A 23,518-nucleotide genomic window follows, 5' to 3' on the forward strand; every position below is an offset into this window, starting at 1 on the left:
TCAAAAAATTGTCATGGATACAGCCCAATGCCCCGCGCCCGCTACAAGTCGTTGGTCGATACCTTCGCCCAAGCCATCCGCAGTGGAACCATGCCTCCCGGCACACGCCTGCCGACCCACCGGCAACTGGCCGCCGAGCATGGCCTCGCGCTGGTCACCGCCAGCCGGGTGTATGCGGAGCTTGAGGGGATGGGACTGGTCAGCGGTGAAGCCGGGCGTGGCACCTTCGTGCGCGAAATCTCGCTGCCGCCGGGGCAGGGCAGCGGGCAGATGACGGTGGCGCCGGGCATGCTCGACCTGAACTTCAACTACCCCTCGTTGCCGGGCCAGGCGGATATGTTGCGCACGGCGTTGCGCCAGTTGGCGCTCTCCGGTGACCTCGAAGCCCTGTTGCGTTACCAGCCCCATGCGGGCCGCTTGCATGAGCGCGCAGCGTTTGCGCGGCATTTGCTCAGTCGAGGGTTGAGGGTGGACGCCGAGCAGGTGCTGCTGGTCAGCGGCGCCCAGCACGGCCTGGCGGTGACGATGATGGCCTTGCTCAAGCCTGGCGATGTGATCGCCGTGGATGCCTTGACCTATTCGGGGTTCAAGGTGCTGGCCGAGACCCTGCACCTGGAAATCGTCGCGATCCCGGTCACCCCGCTGGGGCCGGACCTGGATGCGCTGCACAAGCTGTGTCGCAAGCGCCCGGTGCGCGCGGTGTACAGCATGCCAACTCTGCACAATCCATTGGGCTGGGTGATGGACATGGCCCGGCGCGAACAGCTGGTGTCGATCGCCCGTCAGCACAATCTGATGATCATCGAAGACGCGGCCTACGCGTTCCTGGCCGAAGACGCGCCGCCGCCGCTGGCGACATTGGCACCCGAGCGCACGGTGTATGTGGGCGGGCTGTCGAAAAGTGTCGCGACCGGGTTACGTGTCGGGTTCGTCGCAGCGCCAATGGAATGGGTAAAACCACTGGAGCGCACCCTCATGGCCACCACCTGGAACGTGCCGGGCGTGATGAGCGCCATTGCGGTGGCCTGGCTCGAAGATGGCACGGTGGCGCAACTGGAAGCACAGAAGCGCCAGGATGCCCAGGCGCGGCAGACCTTGGCGGCGCAGGTGCTGAAGGGGCTGGCCTACGTGAGCCATCCGTCCTCGTATTTCCTGTGGTTGCCCCTCGGGGAAGAGGCGCGGGCCGATCAGGTGGCCATGAGCTTGCAGCGCGAGGGCATTTCCGTGTCCACCGCCGAGCCGTTTGCCGTTTCGGCCCATGTGCCGCACGCACTGCGCCTGGCCTTGGGCTCGGTGGCGCTGCCAGCGCTGCGCGAAGCGCTGTTGACGGTGCGCAAGGGGGTGGCGTGGTGAGCCGGTTTCAGCGGCTCACCGCTGGGCATCAGTACTTGTAGGCCTGACGTCCGATCAGCAGCCATTTGCCTTTTTGCTTCTGCCAGACCTGGAAGTTGTCGATATCGGTGGGCACTTCAACGCCACTGTTCACCGCCAGGGCATGGAAGTGGTTGCGCACCAGTGCGGTGTCGCCTTGCAGGGTGATGGTCTGGTTTTGCATTTCCAGGGTCTTGAACGCGCTGGTGTGGGTTTCCAGGTCAGCAATGAATTGGTCTTTGTTCTGCACCTTGCCGCTGGAGTGGCCGTAGGTGAGCTTGTCGGAGGTCAGTGCGTGAAGCTGCTTGAGGTCCAGGTGCAGCATGGCCTGGGTCAGTTGGTCGACCGCTTGGGCCACGTCCTTTTCGGCTGGGGCAGGCGCTGCGGCGACATAGCCGCTGAACAGGCACAGAAAACCGATCAGCACTTTGACGTTTTGCATGGGTGTTTCCTTATTGTTGTTGGGGGCTGGTACGACGGGCTAAGTCGTCGTACAACCATGCAATATTTCAGATGGGGAAGGAAAGTGAAATTTTGAAATATCCTGAAAAGCTTCGGCTTTATGGCGTTATAAATATATCTTGTGCTTATGTGATGTCCTAAGACATCAAGCAATGCACGCCTTGCTTCCTGCACGGGTAGCACATCGCTATGCTAGCGCCGAAACCCCACGGCGCCCGAGAGACAACATGGATTTTGACTGGCACAGCGACCCCATCACCCGCACTACCCCCGTCACCCCACACTACAAGAACACTCAGAACGTTCGCCGCTTCATGCTTGAGCAGTGCGGCCCGGGGTTCAAGTTCGACCGGCCGTTCATGGCCTGGATTCGCAACGATAGGCCCAAGACCCTGGGCGACATGGTGGATGAGTGGCAACGTCGCAACGAGGAACAACGCCCATGACCCGCGACGAAAAATACCAGGCCGCCCAATTGCGTATCGGCTATCAGTTGAATGAGTTCAAGATCGGCGGCAACTACACGCCGCTGGTCCGCGATGGCAACCACCTGTATATCAGCGGCCAGATCCCGCGTGTCGGCGATGCCATCGTGCTGCCGGGCAAGGTCGGTGACAGCCTGACCCTGGCCCAGGCGCAAGTCGCCGCTGGCATCAGCGCGTTGCGCTGCCTGGGGTTACTCCAGCAAGCCCTGGGTTCGCTGGACCAGATCGAGGCCATCCCGCGCATCACCGTGTACGTGCGCAGTGCCGAGGATTTTGATCAGCAGAGTGAAGTGGCCAACGGCGCGTCGGACCTGTTGCACGAGGTTCTCGGCAGCGCCGGGGTGCATACGCGGACGTCGATCGGCGTGATGCAGCTGCCGAAGTCGGCGGCGGTGGAGATCGACATGATTGCGCTGGCGCACGGCTGAGCGAGCGATGATTACCCACGGCACGGCAATCCTGTTGATTGCCGTGCCCCTGCCTTGAGTTAGAGTGCCGGCGTACGCGGCGGCACCAGCCGCTTGCTGCCGGTCGACTCATACGCCGACGCAAACCGCAGCAACGCCGAGTCATCATAGGCGCGCCCGGCAAACGTCAGCCCCACCGGCATGCCGATATCGGCCATCACGCCCATGGGCACGGTGACGGTCGGCACGCCCAGGTGGCGGATGGCAAGGTTGCCGTTGGCCACCCAGACACCGTTGCTCCAGGCGATGTCGGCAGAGGCTTCGTTCACATCGGCGTCAGCCGGGCCTACGTCGGCCACGGTGGGGAACAGCACGGCGTCGAGGCCAAGCTTGTCCATCCAGTCTTCCAGGTCGATCCGGCGCGTCTGTTCCAGGCCGCGCAGGCCATCGGGGACGGTGCTGATCCGGTCCCACGGGGTGATGCCACACTGGGCCATGCGCACGTACTCATCCATGCCGGCGGCCAGGTCGTCTTCGCGGTTGGGCAGGGTGCCCGGGTCGTGGGGGAAGATCTTCGGCCCGTCCACATCCGCCAGGCGGTTGAGCGCTGGATCGTCGTTGGCGCGCAGGAAATCATCGAAGGCCCAGGCCGAGAGTTCCCACAGTTCATCGTGCAGGAATTCCTTGGACACCAGCCCACGGGTAAACACGGTGGGCGCGCCGGGGCGGTCGCCTTCGCAGTTGGACACCAGCGGGAAATCCACGTCGATCACTTCAGCGCCGGCCGCCACCAAGGCTTGGCGGGCGTCGTTCCACAGGTCGATAACGCTGGCGCGGGTGTTGATCTTCTGCCCGGTGGGGCCGCCGATGCCGGGTTTCTCGCTGGTGCCGGCGTCGGGGTCGGCATTGATGTACATGCGCGGTACGCCAAAGCGCTTGCCTGCGAGGGAGGCCGCGCTCACGGCCAGGTCAGCGTAAGACGCCGGGCGCACCGAGGCGACGCTCGGGATCGGCACCCAGGGCTGCAGGCGCCACAGGTCGCCACGGGTGTCCGGGTCTTCGGCCACCACCACATCGAGCACTTCCAGCAGGTCGGCCATGGTGCGTGCGTAGGGCACCACCACGTCCATGGTGGGTGTGAGCGGCCAGTTGCCGCGCACCGAAATCACCCCCCTGGACGGCGTGTAGGCGCACAGGCCGTTGTTGGACGCCGGACCGCGCCCGCTGGACCAGGTTTCTTCGGCCAGGCCAAAGGCCGAGAAACTGGCTGCCGTCGCCGTGCCGGCACCGTTGGACGAGCCGGAAGCAAACGGTGCCGTCAGGTAGTTGGCGTTGTACGGGCTTTCCGCCCGACCATAGACGCCACGCTGCATGCCGCCATTGGCCATCGGCGGCATATTGGTCTTGCCCAGACAGATAGCGCCGCCGGCGCGCAGGCGCTCGATGGTGAACGCATCGCGTTGGGCCACCAGGTCGGCAAACGCCGGGCTGCCGGAGGCCGCCGTCAGGCCCTTGACCAGGTAGCTGTCCTTGGCGGTGTAGGGAATGCCATCCAAAGGCCCCAGGGTTTCGCCTTTGGCCCGGCGCGCATCGGACGCCTCGGCTTCTTCGAGCGCCCGTGGGTTGCGCACCACCACGGCGTTCAAGGCCGTGGCGGTCTGCGGACCGTCATAGGCCTCGATCCGCGCCAGGTAGGCTTCTACCAGTTCAACGGCCGTGGTCTGGCCGGATTCAAGTGCCGCGCGCAATTGGGCAATGGAGACTTCGGTAACTTGCATCAGGTTTTTCTCGCCGCCTTCAGGTGGGGGTATGGCGGCAGTCTACGTACAGATATTTCACAAAACCAGCGCGGCATAACTCGCATAGGCCGCGCGCATCACCTGCCAAGTGGCGTCGTCGGCAGGAATCAGATGTTCGATGCGCAGGGAGGAGAGGGTGATGTCCTGAGGCATGCCGAAGGTGGTGAAGGTGGACAGAAAACTCAGTTCGCCCCGGCTTGAGCGGATGCGCGTCAGCACCAGCGGTGGCATGTCGGCGGGCAGCTCGGTGCTGGCCGGTGTCGGTAAACGCGCCAGCAGGGCGGCCAGTTCAGGATTGCCCAGCGCCTCACGGGTGGCGCGTTGCCAGGCGAGGGTGCGGACCTCGTTGGCGTTGATCAGGTGATCGCCCAGGCCGCCCGACTGCAACAGCGTGGTCAGCAGGTTCAAGCCCTCGGCTGAATCGGACGGGATGCCAGCCAGTTCAAACAGCACGGCGGTGCTGGCATTCGCTGCCAGCACCTGCCACTGGCTGTCCAGCAGGATGGCCGGCACGGGGTTGTTGGCGTGCAGCACATGGCTGACCGCTTCGCGGATCGCGGCCATCGCCGGTGAGGCCAGTGGCGTGGCGCTGTAGCGCGGGGCGTAGCCAGCGGCGAGGAACACGCGGTTGCGCTGGTCCAGCGGCGCTTCCAGTGCCGTCAGCAGGTTGTGCAAGGTACCCGGGCTCGGCTTGGCGCGCCCGGTTTCGAGGCAACTGAGGTGGCGCTGGGAAACACCGGTGATCAGGGCCAGGTCGAGCTGGCTGAGCTTGGCTTGCCGGCGCAAGTGGCGCAGGTGTTCGCCGGCGGTGGCAGGGGTGTCCATGGCGGGATCATGACCTCCGAGGTCATTGCGAGGGGCCGAACCTTATCACTAACGTGAGCCTTCATCACCCCAAGGAAGAACCCATGAAAAGATCCCGTGTTGCGCTGGTCGGTTTGCTGCTGTTTTCGTTGTACACCCTGTTCACGCTGCTGACGGCCGAGCAGTCGCTGCTGGCGTTCGGGCGCGAATTGATGTCGCGACCGGACACCGCGCAAGTGGTGATCGACCTGTACCTGATGGCGCTGCTGGCGGGCGTGTGGATGTACCGGGATGCGCGGCGGCGCGGGCGGTCGGTGGCTTCGCTGGTGCCGTATTTTGTGCTGACGGCGGTGTTTGTGTCGGTGGGGCCGTTGCTTTATCTGGTGGTGAATGGGCTTGAACCGTTCAGCGAGAAGACCGGTTGACGCAAACTCCCTTTGGTGAGAGGGCTTGTTGTGGCAAGCCCGCTCGCCACAACAGGTTCGTTCGGCTCAAGGGTTGAGGAAGGCCTGGTAGTTGTCCTTGGTGATCTGCTGATAAGGAATGGTCAGCTCAGCGGTGTACGGCTCCTTCTTCACCATCTTCACCGCCAGGTCGATCGAGCCCACGGCCTGGCCCTTGTTGTCCTGATACACCGTCACCAGCAACTGGCCTTTCTTCACCGCATCCAGCCCGGCAGCCCCACCGTCGCTGCCCGCCACCAGGATGTCCTTGCCCGGCTGCATGCCCGCCTGGCTGATCGCCATGGCCGCGCCGATCGCCATCTCATCCGCGTTTGCCGCCACCGCATCGATTTTGCGCCCGGACACGATCCAGTTGTTCATCAGGTCAATCGCTTTGCTGCGCTGCCACTCCGCGCTCTGTTCCTCGACGATCTTGATGTCGGGATACTCCTTGAGCACGGTCTTCACCCCCAGCGTCCGATTATGCGTGGCGTTGTTGGACAGAAGCCCGAGCATGATCGCCAGGTTGCCCTTGCCACCCATCTTTTGCGCCAGGTAACGCATCTGAATTTCACCGGCCTTGACCTCGTCCGAGCCCACATACCCCACGCCCGGTGGCAACTGCTGAGCATCCGGGCGGCGGTTGACGTACACCAGCGGCGTCTTGGCTTGCTGGGCGTTGGCGGTCATTTTTTGCGTGGCGGCAGTGTCCACCGGGTTGACGATAATCGCGTCCATGCCCTGGGCGGTGAAGTTCTGCACCTGGTTGAGCTGGCGCACCACGTCGCCCTGGGCGTCTTCGAATTGCAGGGTCACGCCGGGCAGTTGCTTGGCGTGGGCGGCCATGTAGTCACGCATCTGCGCGAGGAAGACGTCGTCGACCTGGGCGATGCTCACGCCGATGCGTATATCGGCCAGCGCCCAGGGGCTTATCGCCAGGGTCAGGAGTGCCGCAAGGATTTGCTTCTTCATGATGGTGCTCCGTTGTTTTTGTTGTTGTTGAAACAGAGGGTTCACGCCTGGCGCTTGGTCCGCAGTTGCTCCACGGCAGCGGCAAACGCCGGGAATGGCCAGCGTTCGTCGAGGGCTTGCTGCATCAGTTGCTGCCCGGTTTGCGGGGCCAGGCCCTTCAAGGGCGGGTCGGTGTCGAGGTTGGTGGGGAAGGAATAGCCGTCGGCGGTGCAGGCGATCACCGCCGCCACGGCCTGGGCATCCAGTGCGGTGTTGTCCAGCAAGGCCGGGTACACCGCCAGCATCATGCGGTCGCGGTCGAGGGCTTCCATGGGCTTGCCGAACGCCGAGGAAATCTGCAACAGGTTGGCCATGCGTTGGCGGTCGGCTGTGCGGTTGGTGCCGGCGGCATGGAACAGCGCCGGGTTGAAGAACAGCAGGTCGCCCTTGTTCAGCGGCAGTTGCACGGCGTGCTGCTGGAAATAGTCGATAAACTCCGGACGCCGCCACGCCAGGTAACCCAGGGCGTATTGCTGGGAAAACGGCAGCAACTGGGTCGGGCCGGTTTCCAGCGGCATGTCCGAGTGCGCCACCGCGCCTTGCAACGTCAGGTACTGGGACAGCAGGTGCAGGGGCAGGGGAAAGCGCTCCACTACATCATTGGTCTGAAAGCCCAGGTGGTAATCGCGGTGCGGTTGCTGGGCCTGGCCACCGGGATGCACCACGTTGACCTGCGCCGTGACCTGATAGCTCGGCCCCAGCCACGCCTCGGCAATCAACCCCAACAGCGGGTTGGCGTAGTACTCCACAAACGACGCCGGCGACTGCAGCGCGGCTTTCTGCAATGAATTCCAGATGCGCCCGTTGCTGCCGGCCTTGGCGAAGTGATCGGCCGCCACGCCCTGCGCCGCCTCATGGGCAAAGATCGCCTCGAACACCTGGCTGTGGCGGTCGACCACTTCCAGGTCTTCATAGGCCCGGCGCACCACCATCACCCCGGGCCCCTCGCGGAACAGGTGGTGCAGTTCATTCATCACCGCCAGGCGGTCGCTGTTGCGCAGGGTGTGGGCCTGATAGATCGGCACATTGCTCTGCACTTGAGCGCAGAGAGGGTAATCCTCTCGGCTCACGCGTTGCGCACAGAGGTCATTGAAATCCACCAGGCGCACGGCCTGTTCCGTCACGAACGCCGACATCACACACCTCCCAGCGCCTGATTCGGTTGCGGGCTGCCGCCGTCGGTACAGCCGACCACGCCTTGCTCCAGGTCGATCACCGAGCCGGTCATCATTCCCGACTCGCTGGAGAGCAGGAAGGCCACGCTGCGCGCCACTTCTTCAGGCTTGAGCAGGCGCCCGAACGGCTGCGCGCGCTCGGCCTTTTCCAGCCAGCCATCCTGGGCACCGTGGTACTGGCGCTGGATGTCATCTTCGTGGGGCGTGTCCATCCAGCCGATGTTCAGGCCATTGACCCGGATGCGATTGCGCAGGGCACTGAACGCCACATTTTTGGTGAGGATCGCCAGCGCGCCCTTGGACGCGGCATAGGCACTCAGGAACGATTGCCCGCCGTGCCCGGTGACGCTCTGGATATTCACCACCGCGCCTTCCACGCCGTTGCTGATCATCAGCTTCAGCGCCTCCTGCATCAGGAAAAACGGCGCCCGCACATTCACCGCCATCAGCCGATCAAACAGCTCGGGCGAGGTGTCCAGGATGGTGCCGCGATCCGACATCCCGGCGCAGTTGGCCAGCCCATGCAAGGTGCCGAAGTGGGTACGCGCCGCATCGATGATCGCGCGGCAATCCTCGACCTTCTCCAGGTCCGCCTCGACAAAAAACGCCGGGCAATCCAGCTGGGCCAACTGCCGCACCTGCTCCTCGCCCTGGGCGCGTCGTCGCCCGCAGATGATCAGCCCGGCGGCGCCACGTTGCGCCAGGGTACGGGCGACCGCCGCGCCCAGGCCCTGGGTGCTGCCGGTGACGACAAAGTATTGGCCGCTGAACGACGTGGCGAGATCGGTGTTAGGCATGCAGTTCTCCAGGAGTTTTTGTTGTTGTGCATCGCCCGGCTCGACGCCGGACAAAACTGAGACTAGCATTGCAAAACCTCAGTAATACCCAAAAAACACCTCAAAAACACCTCATGCGAGGCCCCATGCTCGAACGCGCCAAACACTTCTCCATCAAGCAACTGGCGACGCAGGCCGGCGTCAGCAAAGCTACGGTCGACCGCGTCCTGCATCAGCGTGGCAGCGTGCATGCCCAGACCCGGCGGCGTATCGAGCAGGCGCTGGAGGAGTTGGAGTCCCAGGAAAAAAACGGCCTGGCGGTAGGGCGCACGTTCCACGTCGACGTGATCATGCACACGCCCAAGCGCTTCAGTAGCGCGGTGCAGACGGCGATTACCGCACAACTGGGCAGCCTGGCGCCGTTCCGCATTGCCCCGCGCTTTCACCTGTTCGAAGAGATCGAACCCCAGGCCATGCACGACCAACTGCTGCGCTGCCTGGATACCGGCAGCCAGGGCGTGGTGCTCAAGGCCGCCGATGAGCCGGCGGTGAACCTGGCGGTCAAGCAACTGATCGCGGCGGGGATTCCGGTGGTGACCCTGGTTACGGATTTGCCGCAAAGCGAGCGCATCGGCTATGTCGGCATGGACAACCGCACCGCCGGCCAGACGGCCGCCTACCTGATGTCGCGCTGGCTGAAGGCGCAGCCCCAGGACGTGGCCGTGGTGATCGGCAGCGAACTGTTCCGTGGCGAAGAAGAGCGCGAGATGGGCTTTCGTGCCTGGCTGCGTGGGCGTGCCGCGCACCTGCGAGTGCTGGACGTGAGCGGCGGCTTTGGGGTGTACGACCGCACCTTCGAGCGGGTGACCCAGGCGCTGCAACAGCATCCCGAGCTCAAGGCGGTGTACAGCGTCGGCGGCGGCAACCGCGCGATTGTCGACGCGTTCGCGGCCCTGGATCGGCCACTGGAGGTGTTTATCGGTCACGACCTTGACGAAGAAAACCGCCAATTGCTGCGCGAAGAAAAGGTCGCGGCGATCATCGATCACAACCTGCAGATCGATGCCCGCCACGTGTTCCTGCACATCCTGCACTACCACCGGCTATGGAAGGCCGGGCCGATTGCACCGTCCCAGGTGCAGATCGTCACGCCGTTCAACCTGCCGGACTGAATCTCCCTCAATAACAACATCAGGAGTTCGACCATGCTGAGAATCGCCGTCCTGGGTGCCGGGCGCATCGCCAGGATCCACGCCGCCAATGTCGCCGCCCATCCCAATGCCACGCTGGTGCTGGTGGCCGACCCCTGGCGCGAAGGGGTCGACGCCTTGAGTACCCAACTGGGGTGTGAGGCGGCCTACGATTGCGCCGCGGTGCTTACGCGTAATGACATCGACGCCGTGGTGATCGGTACGCCCACCGACACCCATATCGACCTGTTGCTGGCGGCGGTCGCCGCAGGCAAGGCGGTGCTTTGCGAAAAACCCATCGACCTCGATATCGTCAAGGCCCGTAGCGCCGCCCAAGCCGTGGAGCGCCAGGGCGGCCGCGTGATGCTCGGCTTCAACCGGCGCTTCGACCCCGACATGCTGCGCCTGCGCGCAGCCCTCGACGCCGGGCAGATCGGCGCGGTGCGCCAAGTCATCATCACCAGCCGCGACCCCGGCCTGGCCCCGCGTGACTACCTGGCCCACTCCGGTGGCATCCTGCGCGACATGACCATCCACGACTTCGACACCGCCCGCCACCTGCTCGGCGAAGAACCGGTGGAGGTCAGCGCCATCGCCAGCCGCCTGGTCGACCCCACTCTGGCCGAGATCGACGACTACGACAGCGTGATGGTGCTGCTGCGCACCGCCTCCGGCAAGCAATGCCATATCAACTGCTGCCGCCAGGCGGTGTACGGCTACGACCAGCGCGTCGAAGTCTCCGGCGCCACCGGCGTGCTGCTCACCGACAACCACCGCCCCAGCACCTTGCGCCACTGGAGTGCCGAGCACACCGAGGCGCTTGAGCCGTTGCAGCACTTTTTCCTGGAGCGCTATGCGGATGCGTATCGTAATGAGCTGGCGCAGTTCATCGACGCGTTGAACAACGGCACAGCATTGCCCACCGGCGTGCGGGACGGGTTGTATGCGTTGCATTTGGCGGAGTGTGCGTTGGAGTCGGTGAGGACTGGGAGTAATGTGGCGGTGAGTTACGACCTTGCGCCATAGGGGCTGGCGCCCGTGCGGTCGACGAGGCGAATGCTATCGCGCCCACCGCGCTTGGTTTCATACAGCGTGGTATCGCCTTGCTCGATCAGTGCCGTCAAACTCGGCGGCGGCTGGTCGAACAGGTTCGCGCCGATGCTCAGGGTCACCGGGGCAGGTGTGGTGAAGCTCTGTGCGGACAGTTGCTGGAACTGGTCGCGCAGGCTGCTGCCCAGTTCGACAATCTGTTCGGTGGACGCCGGGTTCAGCAGGATCACGAATTCATCCCCGCCCAGGCGGGCGGCCAGTGCGCCTCGGGGCACCACGCTGCGGATCATCTCGCTGAGGGCGATCAGCAGGCGGTCGCCGGCGCTGTGGCCGTGGAGGTCGTTGACCGATTTGAAGTTGTCGATGTCGATCAGCAGCAGGGCGCCCGGTTGTGCGGGGGATACCTGGGCGAGCAGGCGTGGTGCGCGCAGGTCGAGGGCACGGCGGTTGTAGAGGGCGGTGAGCGGGTCGCGCGCGGCGAGGCGGGCGATCTGCTGCTCGCGGCGATAGCGTTCGGAGCCGGTCATCGACAGTGCGATGAGCATGATCGCCATGGCGCCTTCCACCAGGGAGATCTGGATGATCTCGCCCTTGAAGGCGGCGAGGTCGATCAAGGTGCCGGGTATCAGCACCGACAAGGCCTTGGCCACATAGAACGCGCCATGGATCAGCAGCACATAACGCAACTGCACCGCGCCGATGCTCAGGGACTTGCCGTGGGGGCGCAGCAAGAAGCTGGCGCGCAGGGTCGGCAGCGCCACCAACAGGGACTGCACCGCCAGCATGGCTTTGGACCAGGATGGATCGGCCGGCAACATCAGCATGCCCAGCCAGACCAGCAGCATCAGCAACCACACGGGCGACAGCCGCGTTTGGGTGAACCGCGCCACACCCAGTAAAAACAGGAAGTGCGCGGTCACCAGCAGGCCGTTGGCGAACCAGATGCCGATCATCAGCAAGCCATTGAGCCGCAGCAGGGCGAGGGTGGAGCCGACGGTGATCGTCGCGAAACCGGCGCTCCAGCACAGCAGCGAAGGTTCGCGCACACTGCGCCATTCAACGGCCAGGTACAGGGCGGCAGCGGCTGCCAGGGCAACAGTGAGTGCCAAAATGGTAGGAGGGTCGAGCGTCATGTGCTGCCAGGTTTGCGTTGAAAACCGCGATTGTAAGCGTTCGCGCGGCCTTTTCGGAGCCTTACTGGCGAACGGCTATCAACGTGTGCCTGTCACCGTACCGGGACCGTCACGCGGAATACTGTGCCGGATGCCGGATCTGACTCAACCTGGATCTCGCCGTGATGGGCCGTCACGATTTCCGAGGCGATAAACAAGCCAAGCCCCAAGCCTTCCGCCGGGCTGGGCTCGGTTGCCGAACGTTGGGAAAAGCGCCCCATGGGATTGAAGATAAACGGCAGCACTTCGGCCGGAATCGGATTGCCGTGGTTGTGCACGGTAAAGAGCACCGTTTCTGTCGCAGCCGACAATCGCACCGTGATCGGCGACTGCACAGCGCCGTGTTGCACGGCGTTGCTGATGATGTTGGAAAACACCTGCTCCATGCGCGGGCCATCGAACGCACCCGTGGCCGGGCTTTGGGCTTCGAACAGGATGTCGGCGTGCGGGTGAAAGGCGCGTATTTCTTCAACGATACGTTCGCACAGCGGTGCCAGGTCGATGGGTGTGCGCTTGACCGGGATGCCCGGGCCCATCTGGCTGCGCGTCAAATCCAGCAGGTCGCCGACGATCTGGCTGGCGCGTCGGACACTGGTGTAGATCTGCGTGGCCACGCGGGTGCCGCGCTTGTCCAGGGTGGGCGAGCACCTGAGCATATCGGCCCCCAGCAGAATCGCGCCCAGGGGCGTGCGCAGGTCATGGCCAAGTATGCCCAGGAACACATTGCGTGAGGCTTCGACCGCGCGCGAGTAACTGGCGATGGACTCCGCCAATGCCTGGTCGATGGCTTCATGAAAGCGGTTCATGTCGTCGATTTCCAGCGTCGTGCCGTGCTTGACCTGGTTGAGCCACTGGCTGAGCACGCTGGTGCGCAACGCGCGGTATTCGGAGACCATCTGGTCGATGGAGAAGCCGGCCATCAGCCGGGTCATCGCATGGGTTTCAGCCGGGGTTTCCTCTTCACTCTGCGGGGCCATGCCCTGGGCCTTGGCGATTTGCTCCTGGACGGTCTGGGTGGTGCGCAGGTCAAGCACGATGGCGCGCAACATCTGCTCGGCGTGGTCACGCAGGCCAACACGATCAAGGTCGGCGCCGGGAGTCTTGAGCGTATCGGCAAAGTCTTCCCAGGCCTGCAGGATCGGTTCGAGGTTCGCAAGAATGAAGTCGGGCAGGCGCATGTGGGGAGTCCTTGTGGAGGCGGCGAGCAGAAACCCACGGGAAGCTGCCAAACAAGGATTTAAGCACGGATTGGCCTGGCGCAGGCGTGCTTGCCTGCGCCAAGCGGGTAACGGGCGTGGTCAGGCGCCTTTGGTCGAGGGCAGCAACAGGGTCAGGATGCCCACCAGCGGCAGGAACGAGCACAGTTTGTAGACATACTCGATGCCGTGGGTGTCCGCCAGCAAACCGAGCAGCGCCGCGCCAATCCCGCTGAAGCCGAACATCAGGCCGAAGAAGATCCCGGCGATCATGCCCACATTGCCGGGCACCAGTTCCTGGGCATACACCACGATGGCCGAGAAGGCCGATGCGATGATGAACCCGATCACCACGCTGAGTACCGCCGTCCAGAACAGGTCGACGTAGGGCAGGGCCAGGGTGAACGGTGCCGCGCCGAGGATCGAGAACCAGATGACTTTCTTGCGGCCGATCTTGTCGCCGATCGGCCCGCCGGCGAAGGTGCCGACGGCCACGGCGCCGAGGAACAGGAACAAATACATCTGCGAGCTTGCGACCGACAGCTGGAATTTCTCGATCAGGTAGAAGGTGAAGTAGCTGGTCAGGCTGGTCATGTACCAGTACTTGGAGAACACCAGTACGGCCAGCACCACCAGGGCAAAGGTCACGCGGCCTTTGGACAGGCCATGGGTGGCTTTGCCGCCTTGCTTGAGCTTGAACAGGTTGAGGTGGTGACGGTACCAGCGGCTCAAGCCATACAGCACCAGGATGGCAAACACCGCAAACAGCCCGAACCAGGCGATATGGCCCTGGCCGTAGGGGATGATGATCGCCGCTGCGAGCAGAGGGCCCAAGGCGCTGCCGGTGTTGCCGCCGACCTGGAAGGTCGACTGCGCCAGGCCGTAGCGCCCGCCGGAGGCCAGGCGCGCGACGCGGGAGGTTTCCGGGTGGAAGGTCGACGAGCCCACGCCCACCAGGCCCGCCGCCAGCAGGATCGCCGGGAAGCTGCCGACAAACGCCAGCATCAGGATGCCGACCAGGGTGCACACCATGCCCGCCGGCAGCAGCCAGGGTTTGGGGTGGCGGTCGGTGTGATAGCCGATCCAGGGTTGCAGCAGGGAGGCGGTCAACTGGAAGGTGAGAGTGATCAGCCCGACCTGGGTAAATGTCAGGCCGTAGTTGGCCTTGAGCATCGGGTAGATCGATGGCAGCACAGCCTGGATCAGGTCATTGATCAAGTGGGCCAGGGCGCAGGCACCGAGGATGCGCATGACCAACGGGCTGGCCTGGGGTGCAGTGGTTGCAGCGGCGGGTGACGCGGTAAGGGTCGACATGCAGGCATTCCATACAAGGCAGCTAATCAGAGGCGGTCACTTCTTAAGGTGGCCATCCATTACAAAATGATTCGGCGTTCATGCTAGATTTGTCAGTAATGCCTGTCTCGCGCAATTGGGGCGGCAACTGTCGCAAAAAGGGCGAAATGATCAAACCGCTGAACGAATTTCTCCAGGAAATCAACGAAGGCGCCTGGGCTGTCATCAGTTCCGCCACCGATTACCCGGAAAACTGGGTGATCCCCGACCACAGCCACGAGAAGCATCAACTGCTCTACGCCATCGAAGGCGTGATGGTGGTGTACTCGGCGCTGAACCAGTGGACCGTGCCGCCCAACCGTGGCATCTGGATGCCCGCCGGGCACGTGCATTCACTGCGTTGCGTGGGCACCCTGAAAATGCGCAGCGTGTTTGTGCGCCCGGATCGCTTCCCGAACATGCCCGGCGAGCCGAAAACCGTGAGTATCTCGCCGTTGCTGAGCGAGCTGATCAAGGCGTCCGTGAGCCTGAAGCCGCCGTACGCCGAAGACTCGCGGGATGCGCGGATCATGCACCTGATCCTCGATGAACTGGCGATCCTGCCGGCGTTACCGCTGTCCTTGCCGCAGCCCGCCGACCCGCGCCTGCAGCGCATCTGCCTGGCGTTGCAGGAAGAGCCGGGCGATGCCTCCACCGTGGCGGACTGGAGCGAGCGCCTGCACCTGGACCAGAAAACCATCCAGCGCCTGTTTCGCAAGGAAACCGGCATGACCTTCGGCCAATGGCGCCAGCAGGCACGTTTGCTGCTGGCGCTGGAGCGCATTGCGGTGGGCGAGAAGGTGATCGATATCGCCATGGAGCTGGGTTATGACAGCCCGAGTGCGTTCACCAGCATGTTCAGGAAACAGTTTGGCAAGACGCCGAGTCAGTTTTTCCGCTAGTGCCGAGCAGCCCGTTGAACGTGTCGATATCCAGCGGCCGACTGAGGTAGTAGCCCTGGCCTTCGTCGCAGGACACCGCCCGGAGCATCTCCAGGTGCCCGGAGGTCTCGATACCCTCGGCGGTCACCGTCAATGCCAGGGCACGCCCCAGGCCGACGATGGCCTGGATGATCGCCTTGTCATCCTCACTGTCTTCCAGGCGGCTGAGGAAGCTGCGGTCGATCTTCAACCCGTCGAAGGGGAAGGCCCGCAGGTAGCTCAACGAGGAATACCCGGTGCCGAAGTCATCCATGGCAATACGTATGCCCAGGCGTTTGAGGGTGTGCATTACCGCCAGTGCGCCCGCCGCGTCTTCGAGCATCACGCTTTCGGTGATTTCCAGTTCCACTCGCGCCGGATCGATCCCCGAGGTCGTGAGGGCGTTGCGAATGCGCTCTACCAGGTCGCCACGCTTGAACTCCGTGGACGACAGGTTCACCGACACAAACAGTGCTTCGGGCCACTGGGCGGCGCAGGCGCAGGCGGTTTGCAGTACCCAGTCGCTCAGCGACAGGATCAGCCCGGACTCTTCGGCAATCGGTATGAAGGTGTCGGGTGGAATCAGCCCGCGCTGTGGGTGCTGCCAGCGCACCAGCGCTTCGGCGCCGACCATCCGCCCATCGGCAATGCGATAGCGTGGTTGGAAGTGCAGGCGCAGTTCATTGTGCTTGATTGCAAAACGCAGGTCGCTTTCCAGGCGGCGACGCTCGATGATCCGTGCATTCATCTCCCCTGAGTAAAACCGCCAGGTGTTGCGGCCAGCAGCCTTGGCTTCGTATAGCGCGATATCGGCATAACGCAGCAGTTCGGCGGCTTCGCTGGCATCGTCGGGGGCCAGCACGATGCCGATACTCGCGCTGACGAACACTTCCTGCTCACCGATCCTGACCGCCTGTTCAACGGACTCGATCAAGCGCAGGCACAAGGACTCGACATCGTCCTGGGTACCCGCATTCGTGAGGATCATCACAAACTCATCGCCACCCACCCGGGCCACCAGGTCGCCGTGGCGCACGCAATCGGCCAGGCGGGTCGACACTTCGTTGAGCACGTGGTCGCCTGCGGCGTGCCCGAGCAGGTCGTTGACCGGTTTGAAGCGGTCCAGGTCCAGGCTGAGCATGACCAAAGGCTGCCCCGACGCAGGCAGTGTCTTGAGCTTGTCGTCGAGGAACGCTTGCAGGCGCGTTCGGTTGGCCAGCCCGGTGAGCGCGTCGTGCTGAGACAGGAATTCAATGCGCCGCCGTGCTTCGACTTCCTCGGTCACGTCGGTGGCGGTTCCGCGGAAACCGCCACAGGGCATTTGCCTTGCCGCAAGCCGTGTGGTGCGTTCCTGGCCGTGGGCGTCGACGTAGCGGCATTGCACGCTGAGGTCCGCGGTACGGCTGGGCGTGTTCAGCCATTGCGAAAGCGCGCCGGCTTCCGTGTCCAGGAGCTCGTTGATGGCGGCGCCGATCCAGGTATGACGGGCCAGGCCGGTTACGTTCTCGAAGCGCTCCGACAAGTACGTGAAACGCCAGCCGGCGTCGATTTCCCAGACCCAATCGGAGCTGGCTTCCACCACATCGCGAAAGCGCGCTTCACTGGTAGTCAGGGCATTCTGGCTGTCTAGCAGCGACGCATGGCTGGCATCCAGGGCGAGGGCAGCGGCACTGGCGCGACGCAGGATCACCCAGGTCATCAGGCATACCAGCAATGCGGCCAGGCCCAGCAGCGGCAAGCCAACACCCATCAACCGCACACCTGGGCGCGCCGGCTGCCAATGCAGGCTGCCGGCAGCACCGTTTTCGCCCAGGGGGACCAGCAAGGTATTGCCGACCTCATCGGCGCTGGCGATATGCAGTTGATTCACCCCGAAATCATTGCCGATCAGGGCCAGGTGGGCGCTGTCGAGAATGTCGACAAACACCAGTACCGACGCAGGGCGCCCATCCACCTTCACCGTGGGGTCGGTGCCGGGCGTGATGGCGGCTGCGGCCACGAGTGCCGGGCTGCCGCGCACGTTGATGAAGGCGGTGACCGGCGTTTCCTGTTCGGCTCCGGCACGAGCCTGTTCGAGGACCTGGGTGATGGGCTGGGCGAGCCAGTCGCTGAGGTCAATGGGTTGCAGCTCGCCTTCGACTACGGCGTACACCGTGCGGTTGGCGTCGTTGACCACAAACAGCCCTTGGAAGCCGAAATCCTGGAACAGTGTGGCGCCGACGTTGCCGCGACCGTAGGCCCAATCGGTGTCCACCTTGAGGTGCAAGTGCTTGTAGGCATCGCTCCAGAAGGCGTAGTCCTTGACGGTCACCCGCAGCGATTTTTCCAGGGACTGCACGGCTTTACGCGTGTAAAACGCGTTTTCCTCTTGCTCGGCGTGGTCCAGGTCATGGGCCAGGTAGATCAGCGAGTAGGCCGCTGCTGCAAATACCAGGACCAACAGGGCCGTGAAATTGAACAGTGAGGTCCGTGTCAGCGACAGGCTGGTGCGGTTGGAGAACGTTCGGGTGATCGGGACGAGAGTGTTCGGCATTGTTTCCCGCAGGGCAGCGCTGCAAGTCAGGGGTATCCCTGGTTATCGGCGGCGCTGCTGGAAAACTGAACGCTCAGGTATCGCTGGTCGTCAGGTTGGCGAAAAAAATGCAGCCGATCAGCCGAGCAAACAGGCTGAGGGTTTCCGGCAGGTTGGGATCTTCGAACAGCATTGCCCGCGAATCCAGTGCACACAGCGCGCCGAACAGACGGCCGTCGGGCAGGAAAATCGGTGCACCGGCATAGCTCTCGATGGCGAATTGCTTGACCACCGGACGTGCGGCGAAGCGGCCGCTCTGGCTGATCTGCGGGATGAACAGGGTCTGTGGGTTGATACAGAACTCGCTGCACAATGTTGTTTCCAGCTCAAGCACGTCATCGACATGAATGCCCATGTCGACGGTGTCATGCACGGAGCAGACCACCCATTCCAGGTCGGTGAATTTGGCGATGCCGGCGAAGCGCATGCCGGTCAGGCGGGTAACCAGTTGCAGGATGCTGGTGGTGGCTTCTATTTCGGCAATGGCGGCGCGTTCATCTGCGCTGAGCAACGACTGTGGTGCGGTGACGCTTGGAACCATGGTTGAACTCTCCAGAAACATGGCGGCGGGTGGGGCCGCCATGCAGGGTCAGGCTTCAGTTGATACGCGGATGTTGCTGCACCAGGGTCTGGCGCTTGGCTTCCAATTCGGCAATCTGCGCGTCGATATCTTCGATCTTTTGCTCGATGTTGTCGTGATGTTCCTGCAACAACTCCTTGGCTTCTTCCATGTCCGACGCCGCCGGCGCTGCGCCACGCAATGGCTTGTTGGCGGTTTCCTTCATGGTCAGGCCAGTGACCAGGCCGACCACCGCAAACACCATCAGGTAGTAGGCGGGCATGTACAGGTTGTCGGTGCTTTCCACCAGCCAGGCCACGGCGGTCGGCGTGACACCGGCGATCAATACCGAGACATTGAACGCACTGGCCAATGCACTGTAGCGCAAGTGAGTGGGGAACATCGCGGGGAGTGTGGAGGCCATTACGCCGATGAAGAAGTTGAGGATCACCGCGAGGATCAGCAGGCCGGCGAAAATCAGGCCGATCTTGCCGCTGGTGATCAGCATAAACGCCGGAATGGACAGGAACAGCAGACCGATACTGCCAGCGATGATGAACGGCTTGCGGCCGATCTTGTCGCTGACAAAACCGATGAACGGCTGCACGAACAGCATGCCGACCATGATCGCGATGATGATCAGCACGCCGCTGTTTTCTTTGTAGTGCAGGTTATGGGACAGGTAGCTCGGCATGTAGGTGAGCAGCATGTAGTACGTCACGTTGGTGGCCGCGACGATACCGATGCAGGTCAGCAGGCTGCGCCAGTGCTTGGTCGCGACCTCCTTGAACGAGACTTTGGGGCCGTGGGTCAAGCCTTCACGGTCGCCCTGTTCCATTTTGTCCATGTGCTGCTGGAACGCCGGGGTTTCCTCCAGGGCGTGACGCAGGTACAGGCCGATGATGCCCAGGGGCAGGGCAAGGAAGAACGGCAGGCGCCAGCCCCATGACTCGAAGTCGGCTTCGCCCAGGATGCTGGAAATCAGCACCACCACACCGGCGCCCAGCACGAAGCCGGCGATGGAGCCGAAGTCCAGCCAGCTGCCGAGGAAGCCGCGCTTGCGGTCCGGCGCATACTCCGCGACGAAGATCGACGCACCGGTGTATTCGCCACCCACCGAAAACCCCTGGGCCATTTTGCACAGCAACAGCAGGATCGGCGCCCAGATGCCAATCGAGGCGTAGGAGGGGATCAGGCCGATGGCGAAGGTGCTCAGGGACATGATCACGATGGTCGCGGCCAGGACCTTTTGCCGCCCGTATTTATCCCCCAGTGCACCGAAGAACAGGCCACCCAGGGGACGGATCAGGAACGGCACGGAGAAGGTGCCCAGTGCTGCGATCATTTGTACGCTGGGCGAGGCATCGGGGAAGAACACCTTGCCGAGCACATAGGCAACAAACCCATAGACGCCAAAGTCGAACCATTCCATGGCGTTACCCAGGGCGGCGGCGGTGATCGCCTTGCGCACCTTGGTGTCGTCGACGATGGTGATGTCTTTCAATCCGATGGGCTTGACGCTTTTCTTACGTAATTTCATGCGGGGCACTCTAAAGCAGAACAGGGGAGGCGCCATCACTGCGATGGCACCGCTCTGTCACTTCAGATACAAGCGGACATGAAATAATTCACCACTATTTGCGTTTTTTTGCAGATGGATTGAACTTTGTCCGCCCACACACGAGTTATGCGAATGCCAGCCGCCCATTCCCGCCTTGTCTACCGCCAGCCGCAGCCGGGCGACCTGCAGCGATTGTTCGCGATCTTCGGCGACCCGCAGACCAACCTGTTCAACCCATCGGGCCCCATGGCCAGCCTGGCGGCGGCGCAGCGCCTGCTGGATCACTGGCGGGAACAGTGGGCGACCCAAGGGTACGGCTGGTGGGCAATTGCACGGCGCGAGACGCCGGACCACATCATCGGCTTCGGCGGTATCGCGCCGCTCAACTACCTGACCGAGCGGCGCATCAACCTGGGTTACCGTTTTGCGGTGGAGGCCTGGGGGCAGGGCTATGCCACCGAGTTGGGGCGCGACGCGTTGGCACTGGCATTCGACAGCCTGGGGTTGCCCGAGGTGTTCGGGCTGGTGCGACCGGATCATGGGGCCTCGATCAGGGTGCTGGAAAAGATCGGCATGCAGCCTTTTGGTGTGCTCGACGATGTACCGGGCAAAGCGCCCAGCCTGGTCATGCGTATTTGTCATCCTACAACTGTATTTGCCTGACCTTTTACAGACCCACGTAGAACCTCGATAAACGGCAATCTTTCGGATTGACAGCCGGTAGGCGGCCCGATATAAAAGTCGCAGTTGTACGACGACATATGACGTTACATATGTCTTACCTAACAAAAATAAAAAGTGATGCCATGAACTTGAACGAGCCCATCCACGCTCACCGCGTTGGCCAAGCGGTAGGCAACTATCGCTGGACCATCTGCGCGATGCTGTTCTTCGCGACTACCGTCAACTACCTCGACCGCCAGGTGCTCAGCCTGTTGGCACCGCAGTTGTCCACGCAATTTGGCTGGAGCAACACCGACTACGCGAACATCGCGGCGGTGTTCCAGTTTGTCTACGCGATCTCCATGCTGTTCGCCGGGCGCTTCGTCGACAAGATCGGCACCAAGGCGGCCTATGTGGTGGCGATTGGCATCTGGTCCACGGGCGCGATCATGCATGCCTTCTCGGTGCCGATGGGCGAGGGCATCGCGGTCATCAGCGGCGCGATCGGCCTGGCGGTGATCCCGGTGTCGATTGCCGGCTTCATGTTGTCCCGTGCGGTACTGGCGATTGGCGAGGCGGGCAACTTCCCGATCGCGATCAAGGCCACCGCCGAATATTTCCCCAAGAAAGAACGCTCGCTGGCCACCGGTATCTTCAACTCCGGCGCCAACGTGGGCGCGATCCTGGCGCCGATCTGCGTGCCATTGATTGCCGGTCTGTGGGGCTGGGAAGCGGCGTTTATCGTGATCGGCGGGCTCGGCTTCGTGTGGGTCGCGGTGTGGATCGCGCTCTACCGCAAGCCGGAGGAGCAAAAACGCCTGTCGGCCGCAGAACTGGCCTATATCCGCAGTGACCAGACCGTGCAGCCGTTCACCCCGTCACCGGCCGGCGCCGTGGAGAAAAAAGTCTCGTGGTTCAAGTTGCTCACCTATCGCCAGACCTGGGCCTTTGCCTTCGGCAAGTTCATGACCGATGGCGTGTGGTGGTTCTTCCTGTTCTGGCTGCCCACCTACCTGTCGGCGCAGTACGGCATGAAAGGCGCCGATATCGTCATGCCGCTGGCGGTGCTGTACAGCATGACCATGGTCGGCAGCATTGGTGGCGGCTGGTTCCCCAGCTACTTCATGGCGCGCGGCGATGCACCGTACGACGGGCGCATGAAAGCCATGCTGGTGATCGCATTGTTCCCGCTGGTGGTGTTGCTGGCCCAGCCGTTGGGCTATATCAGCTTCTGGGTGCCGGTACTGCTGATCGGTGTGGGCGCCTCGGCGCACCAGGCGTGGTCGTGCAACATCTTCACCACCGTCTCGGACATGTTCCCGCAGAAAACCGTGGCCTCGGTGGTCGGTATCGGTGGCATGGCCGGCGGCCTGGGCGGCGTGGTCATGACCAAGATCGGCGGCTGGGTGTTCGACTACTACAAGTCCATCAACGACATCCATACCGGCTACATGATCATGTTCGCGATCTGTGCGCTGGCCTACCTGGTGGCCTGGAGCGTGATGAAGACGTTGGTGCCGCGCCACAAGGAAATCACTGACCTGTAAGGCTCCACGTCCCGCGCCGCCATGGCGCGGGGCTGTTTCACAGCGGGCGAGCCCAGGTCTGGCTGACCAGGGCTTTGCCGAAGCTGACCATCGGCTCTTCCTCCACCAGCTCGAACCCGGCTTTCTGATACAGCTTGCGCGCGTCGGTCAGAATATCCACGGTCCACAGCAGCATGCGTGTGTAGCCCACCTGGCGGGCAAAACGTACGCACTCATCCACCAGGCGCTGGCCAATACCCATGCCCCGTGCGCTGGCATCCACGTAGAGCATGCGCAGCTTGGCCGTGCTCTGGTCATGGCGGATCACGAACACCGAGCCCACCACCTCGCCGTCCTTTTCCGCGATCCAGCAGCGCTCGCACGTGGGGTCATATTCGCGCAGATACTTGGCGACGATCTCCGCCACCAGCGCTTCGAATTCCCAATTCCAGCCGTATTCACGGGCATAGATCGCGGTTTGCTGCTGCACCACGCGGCCCATGTCGCCGGGTTGCGGGTCACGCAACAGATAGCTGGGCGCGGTGCCTTGCAGCAGGGCCTGGATGCGCTTCATCGCTTCGGTGAGTTGTTGCTGTTGCGGTTCGGGCAGGCTCTCGAGCAGGGCGATGACTTCGCGCTGGGTTTGCTGCTCCAGCGGCGCCAGCACGGCGCGGCCGTGGTCGGTGAGGTGCAATTGCACGGCGCGGGCGTCGGTGGCGCAGCGGACTTTCTGGATCAGGCCTTTTTTTTCAAAGCCACTGGTCAGCCGGCTCAGGTAACCCGCGTCGAGGCCGAGCATCTGGCACAGGTCGGCGCTGGTAAGGTCCCCCCGGGAAGACAACTCGTACATCACGCGGATTTCAGTGAGGGAGTAGTCGCTTTGCAGCAAGTGTTCCTGCAACACGCCGATCTGGTGGGTGTAGAAGCGGTTGAAGGCGCGCACGATGCCGGCGCGTTCGACAAGCAAGGGGGTGGACATGCTCAAATGCTCGAATGGTTGCCTGAGGCAACAATATTGTTGCTTCAGGCAACCATGTCAAACAT

At 63.0% G+C, this 23,518-nt stretch carries 22 protein-coding genes; 9 read left to right on the forward strand and 13 right to left on the reverse strand.

All coding sequences use genetic code 11. The features are described 5' to 3' along the window. Positions 1–27: 27 nt before the first annotated feature. Entirely contained in the window at positions 28–1,353 is a 1,326-nt protein-coding gene (locus K5K89_RS14515; protein ID WP_071487909.1) for a PLP-dependent aminotransferase family protein, read from the forward strand. A gap of 28 nt (positions 1,354–1,381) precedes the next feature. On the opposite strand, the gene K5K89_RS14520 is transcribed toward K5K89_RS14515, so the two are convergent. After that, positions 1,382–1,813 carry a nuclear transport factor 2 family protein gene (locus K5K89_RS14520; protein ID WP_058424070.1) on the reverse strand — a complete coding sequence of 144 codons (432 nt, stop codon included), beginning with the start codon at positions 1,811–1,813 and terminating at the stop codon, positions 1,382–1,384. Positions 1,814–2,060: 247 nt separating this feature from the next. Here K5K89_RS14520 and K5K89_RS14525 point away from each other — a divergent pair, with 247 nt between their 5' ends. Then, complete coding sequence (locus K5K89_RS14525; protein ID WP_222539596.1) at positions 2,061–2,279, forward strand: DUF6434 domain-containing protein; 219 nt, start codon at positions 2,061–2,063, stop codon at positions 2,277–2,279. Continuing rightward, positions 2,276–2,746, forward strand: coding sequence for a RidA family protein (locus tag K5K89_RS14530; protein WP_222539597.1), 471 nt, complete (start codon positions 2,276–2,278; stop codon positions 2,744–2,746). The genes K5K89_RS14525 and K5K89_RS14530 overlap by 4 nt, the downstream gene beginning before the upstream one ends. A gap of 59 nt (positions 2,747–2,805) precedes the next feature. Here the strand turns inward: K5K89_RS14530 and K5K89_RS14535 are convergent, their stop codons facing one another. Next, entirely contained in the window at positions 2,806–4,506 is a 1,701-nt protein-coding gene (locus K5K89_RS14535; protein ID WP_222541710.1) for an amidase, read from the reverse strand. Positions 4,507–4,560: 54 nt separating this feature from the next. Next, entirely contained in the window at positions 4,561–5,349 is a 789-nt protein-coding gene (locus K5K89_RS14540; RefSeq protein WP_222539598.1) for a helix-turn-helix domain-containing protein, read from the reverse strand. An 83-nt stretch (positions 5,350–5,432) separates the two neighbouring features. On the opposite strand from K5K89_RS14540, the gene K5K89_RS14545 reads away from it, so the two are divergent. Next, entirely contained in the window at positions 5,433–5,753 is a 321-nt protein-coding gene (locus K5K89_RS14545) for a DUF2834 domain-containing protein (protein ID WP_222539599.1), read from the forward strand. A gap of 66 nt (positions 5,754–5,819) precedes the next feature. Here the strand turns inward: K5K89_RS14545 and K5K89_RS14550 are convergent, their stop codons facing one another. From K5K89_RS14550 to K5K89_RS14560, 3 genes are read right to left on the reverse strand one after another with little or no spacing between them, the layout of a single operon-like run. Beyond that, positions 5,820–6,743 (reverse strand): sugar ABC transporter substrate-binding protein, encoded by a 924-nt coding sequence (locus K5K89_RS14550; protein ID WP_071487903.1) that lies wholly within the window; start codon positions 6,741–6,743, stop codon positions 5,820–5,822. Positions 6,744–6,784: 41 nt separating this feature from the next. Next, complete coding sequence (locus K5K89_RS14555; RefSeq protein WP_222539600.1) at positions 6,785–7,918, reverse strand: phytanoyl-CoA dioxygenase family protein; 1,134 nt, start codon at positions 7,916–7,918, stop codon at positions 6,785–6,787. Beyond that, a complete protein-coding gene (locus K5K89_RS14560) occupies positions 7,918–8,754 on the reverse strand; it encodes an SDR family oxidoreductase (protein ID WP_222539601.1) in 837 nt (278 codons plus the stop codon). The genes K5K89_RS14555 and K5K89_RS14560 overlap by 1 nt, the downstream gene beginning before the upstream one ends. A 125-nt stretch (positions 8,755–8,879) precedes the next feature. On the opposite strand from K5K89_RS14560, the gene K5K89_RS14565 reads away from it, so the two are divergent. Beyond that, complete coding sequence (locus K5K89_RS14565) at positions 8,880–9,905, forward strand: LacI family DNA-binding transcriptional regulator (RefSeq protein WP_222539602.1); 1,026 nt, start codon at positions 8,880–8,882, stop codon at positions 9,903–9,905. A gap of 33 nt (positions 9,906–9,938) precedes the next feature. Further along, positions 9,939–10,949, forward strand: coding sequence for an inositol 2-dehydrogenase (iolG, locus tag K5K89_RS14570; RefSeq protein WP_222539603.1), 1,011 nt, complete (start codon positions 9,939–9,941; stop codon positions 10,947–10,949). Here the strand turns inward: iolG and K5K89_RS14575 are convergent. The 3 genes from K5K89_RS14575 to K5K89_RS14585 form a co-directional block, all read right to left on the reverse strand. Beyond that, positions 10,931–12,106 carry a GGDEF domain-containing protein gene (locus K5K89_RS14575; protein ID WP_071487898.1) on the reverse strand — a complete coding sequence of 392 codons (1,176 nt, stop codon included), beginning with the start codon at positions 12,104–12,106 and terminating at the stop codon, positions 10,931–10,933. The genes iolG and K5K89_RS14575 overlap by 19 nt on opposite strands. Positions 12,107–12,198: 92 nt before the next feature. Further along, a complete protein-coding gene (locus K5K89_RS14580; protein ID WP_222539604.1) occupies positions 12,199–13,323 on the reverse strand; it encodes a sensor histidine kinase in 1,125 nt (374 codons plus the stop codon). A 120-nt stretch (positions 13,324–13,443) separates the two neighbouring features. Further along, entirely contained in the window at positions 13,444–14,655 is a 1,212-nt protein-coding gene (locus K5K89_RS14585; RefSeq protein WP_071487896.1) for an MFS transporter, read from the reverse strand. A 98-nt stretch (positions 14,656–14,753) separates the two neighbouring features. Here K5K89_RS14585 and K5K89_RS14590 point away from each other — a divergent pair, with 98 nt between their 5' ends. Beyond that, positions 14,754–15,575, forward strand: a complete 822-nt coding sequence (locus K5K89_RS14590; protein WP_222541711.1) for an AraC family transcriptional regulator — start codon at positions 14,754–14,756, stop codon at positions 15,573–15,575. On the opposite strand, the gene K5K89_RS14595 is transcribed toward K5K89_RS14590, so the two are convergent. The 3 genes from K5K89_RS14595 to proP form a co-directional block, all read right to left on the reverse strand. Then, positions 15,532–18,126 carry an EAL domain-containing protein gene (locus tag K5K89_RS14595; protein ID WP_222539605.1) on the reverse strand — a complete coding sequence of 865 codons (2,595 nt, stop codon included), beginning with the start codon at positions 18,124–18,126 and terminating at the stop codon, positions 15,532–15,534. The genes K5K89_RS14590 and K5K89_RS14595 overlap by 44 nt on opposite strands. 73 nt (positions 18,127–18,199) lie before the next feature. Further along, positions 18,200–18,706: a GAF domain-containing protein gene (locus tag K5K89_RS14600; RefSeq protein ID WP_071487893.1), complete on the reverse strand. Its 507-nt coding sequence runs from the start codon at positions 18,704–18,706 to the stop codon at positions 18,200–18,202. A 55-nt stretch (positions 18,707–18,761) separates the two neighbouring features. Continuing rightward, positions 18,762–20,264 (reverse strand): glycine betaine/L-proline transporter ProP, encoded by a 1,503-nt coding sequence (proP, locus tag K5K89_RS14605; protein ID WP_058424053.1) that lies wholly within the window; start codon positions 20,262–20,264, stop codon positions 18,762–18,764. A gap of 153 nt (positions 20,265–20,417) precedes the next feature. Here proP and K5K89_RS14610 point away from each other — a divergent pair, with 153 nt between their 5' ends. Both K5K89_RS14610 and K5K89_RS14615 read left to right on the forward strand, forming a co-directional pair. Then, on the forward strand, positions 20,418–20,948 hold the full coding sequence (locus tag K5K89_RS14610; RefSeq protein ID WP_222539606.1) for a GNAT family N-acetyltransferase: 531 nt from the start codon (positions 20,418–20,420) through the stop codon (positions 20,946–20,948). A 143-nt stretch (positions 20,949–21,091) separates the two neighbouring features. Beyond that, a complete protein-coding gene (locus tag K5K89_RS14615) occupies positions 21,092–22,495 on the forward strand; it encodes an MFS transporter (protein WP_093121173.1) in 1,404 nt (467 codons plus the stop codon). A 37-nt stretch (positions 22,496–22,532) separates the two neighbouring features. On the opposite strand, the gene K5K89_RS14620 is transcribed toward K5K89_RS14615, so the two are convergent. Next, on the reverse strand, positions 22,533–23,453 hold the full coding sequence (locus tag K5K89_RS14620) for a helix-turn-helix domain-containing GNAT family N-acetyltransferase (RefSeq protein WP_222539607.1): 921 nt from the start codon (positions 23,451–23,453) through the stop codon (positions 22,533–22,535). Between the last annotated feature and the right edge of the window lie 65 nt (positions 23,454–23,518).

The sequence above is a fragment of the Pseudomonas sp. DR208 genome (assembly GCF_019823005.1).
Classification (GTDB): domain Bacteria; phylum Pseudomonadota; class Gammaproteobacteria; order Pseudomonadales; family Pseudomonadaceae; genus Aquipseudomonas; species Aquipseudomonas extremorientalis.

Excerpts from the sequence above, each read along its gene's own strand:
- K5K89_RS14550 (WP_071487903.1), bottom strand. The coding sequence starts at position 6,743 with ATGAAGAAGCAAATCCTTGCGGCACTCCTGACCCTGGCGATAAGCCCC.
- K5K89_RS14590 (WP_222541711.1), top strand. The coding sequence starts at position 14,754 with ATGCCTGTCTCGCGCAATTGGGGCGGCAACTGTCGCAAAAAGGGCGAA.
- K5K89_RS14545 (WP_222539599.1), top strand. The coding sequence starts at position 5,433 with ATGAAAAGATCCCGTGTTGCGCTGGTCGGTTTGCTGCTGTTTTCGTTG.
- K5K89_RS14595 (WP_222539605.1), bottom strand. The coding sequence starts at position 18,126 with ATGCCGAACACTCTCGTCCCGATCACCCGAACGTTCTCCAACCGCACC.
- iolG (WP_222539603.1), top strand. The coding sequence starts at position 9,939 with ATGCTGAGAATCGCCGTCCTGGGTGCCGGGCGCATCGCCAGGATCCAC.
- K5K89_RS14585 (WP_071487896.1), bottom strand. The coding sequence starts at position 14,655 with ATGTCGACCCTTACCGCGTCACCCGCCGCTGCAACCACTGCACCCCAG.
- K5K89_RS14565 (WP_222539602.1), top strand. The coding sequence starts at position 8,880 with ATGCTCGAACGCGCCAAACACTTCTCCATCAAGCAACTGGCGACGCAG.
- K5K89_RS14520 (WP_058424070.1), bottom strand. The coding sequence starts at position 1,813 with ATGCAAAACGTCAAAGTGCTGATCGGTTTTCTGTGCCTGTTCAGCGGC.
- K5K89_RS14580 (WP_222539604.1), bottom strand. The coding sequence starts at position 13,323 with ATGCGCCTGCCCGACTTCATTCTTGCGAACCTCGAACCGATCCTGCAG.
- K5K89_RS14530 (WP_222539597.1), top strand. The coding sequence starts at position 2,276 with ATGACCCGCGACGAAAAATACCAGGCCGCCCAATTGCGTATCGGCTAT.
- K5K89_RS14555 (WP_222539600.1), bottom strand. The coding sequence starts at position 7,918 with ATGTCGGCGTTCGTGACGGAACAGGCCGTGCGCCTGGTGGATTTCAAT.
- K5K89_RS14615 (WP_093121173.1), top strand. The coding sequence starts at position 21,092 with ATGAACTTGAACGAGCCCATCCACGCTCACCGCGTTGGCCAAGCGGTA.
- K5K89_RS14620 (WP_222539607.1), bottom strand. The coding sequence starts at position 23,453 with ATGTCCACCCCCTTGCTTGTCGAACGCGCCGGCATCGTGCGCGCCTTC.
- K5K89_RS14525 (WP_222539596.1), top strand. The coding sequence starts at position 2,061 with ATGGATTTTGACTGGCACAGCGACCCCATCACCCGCACTACCCCCGTC.
- K5K89_RS14515 (WP_071487909.1), top strand. The coding sequence starts at position 28 with ATGCCCCGCGCCCGCTACAAGTCGTTGGTCGATACCTTCGCCCAAGCC.
- K5K89_RS14600 (WP_071487893.1), bottom strand. The coding sequence starts at position 18,706 with ATGGTTCCAAGCGTCACCGCACCACAGTCGTTGCTCAGCGCAGATGAA.
- K5K89_RS14575 (WP_071487898.1), bottom strand. The coding sequence starts at position 12,106 with ATGACGCTCGACCCTCCTACCATTTTGGCACTCACTGTTGCCCTGGCA.
- K5K89_RS14560 (WP_222539601.1), bottom strand. The coding sequence starts at position 8,754 with ATGCCTAACACCGATCTCGCCACGTCGTTCAGCGGCCAATACTTTGTC.
- K5K89_RS14540 (WP_222539598.1), bottom strand. The coding sequence starts at position 5,349 with ATGGACACCCCTGCCACCGCCGGCGAACACCTGCGCCACTTGCGCCGG.
- proP (WP_058424053.1), bottom strand. The coding sequence starts at position 20,264 with ATGAAATTACGTAAGAAAAGCGTCAAGCCCATCGGATTGAAAGACATC.
- K5K89_RS14610 (WP_222539606.1), top strand. The coding sequence starts at position 20,418 with ATGCCAGCCGCCCATTCCCGCCTTGTCTACCGCCAGCCGCAGCCGGGC.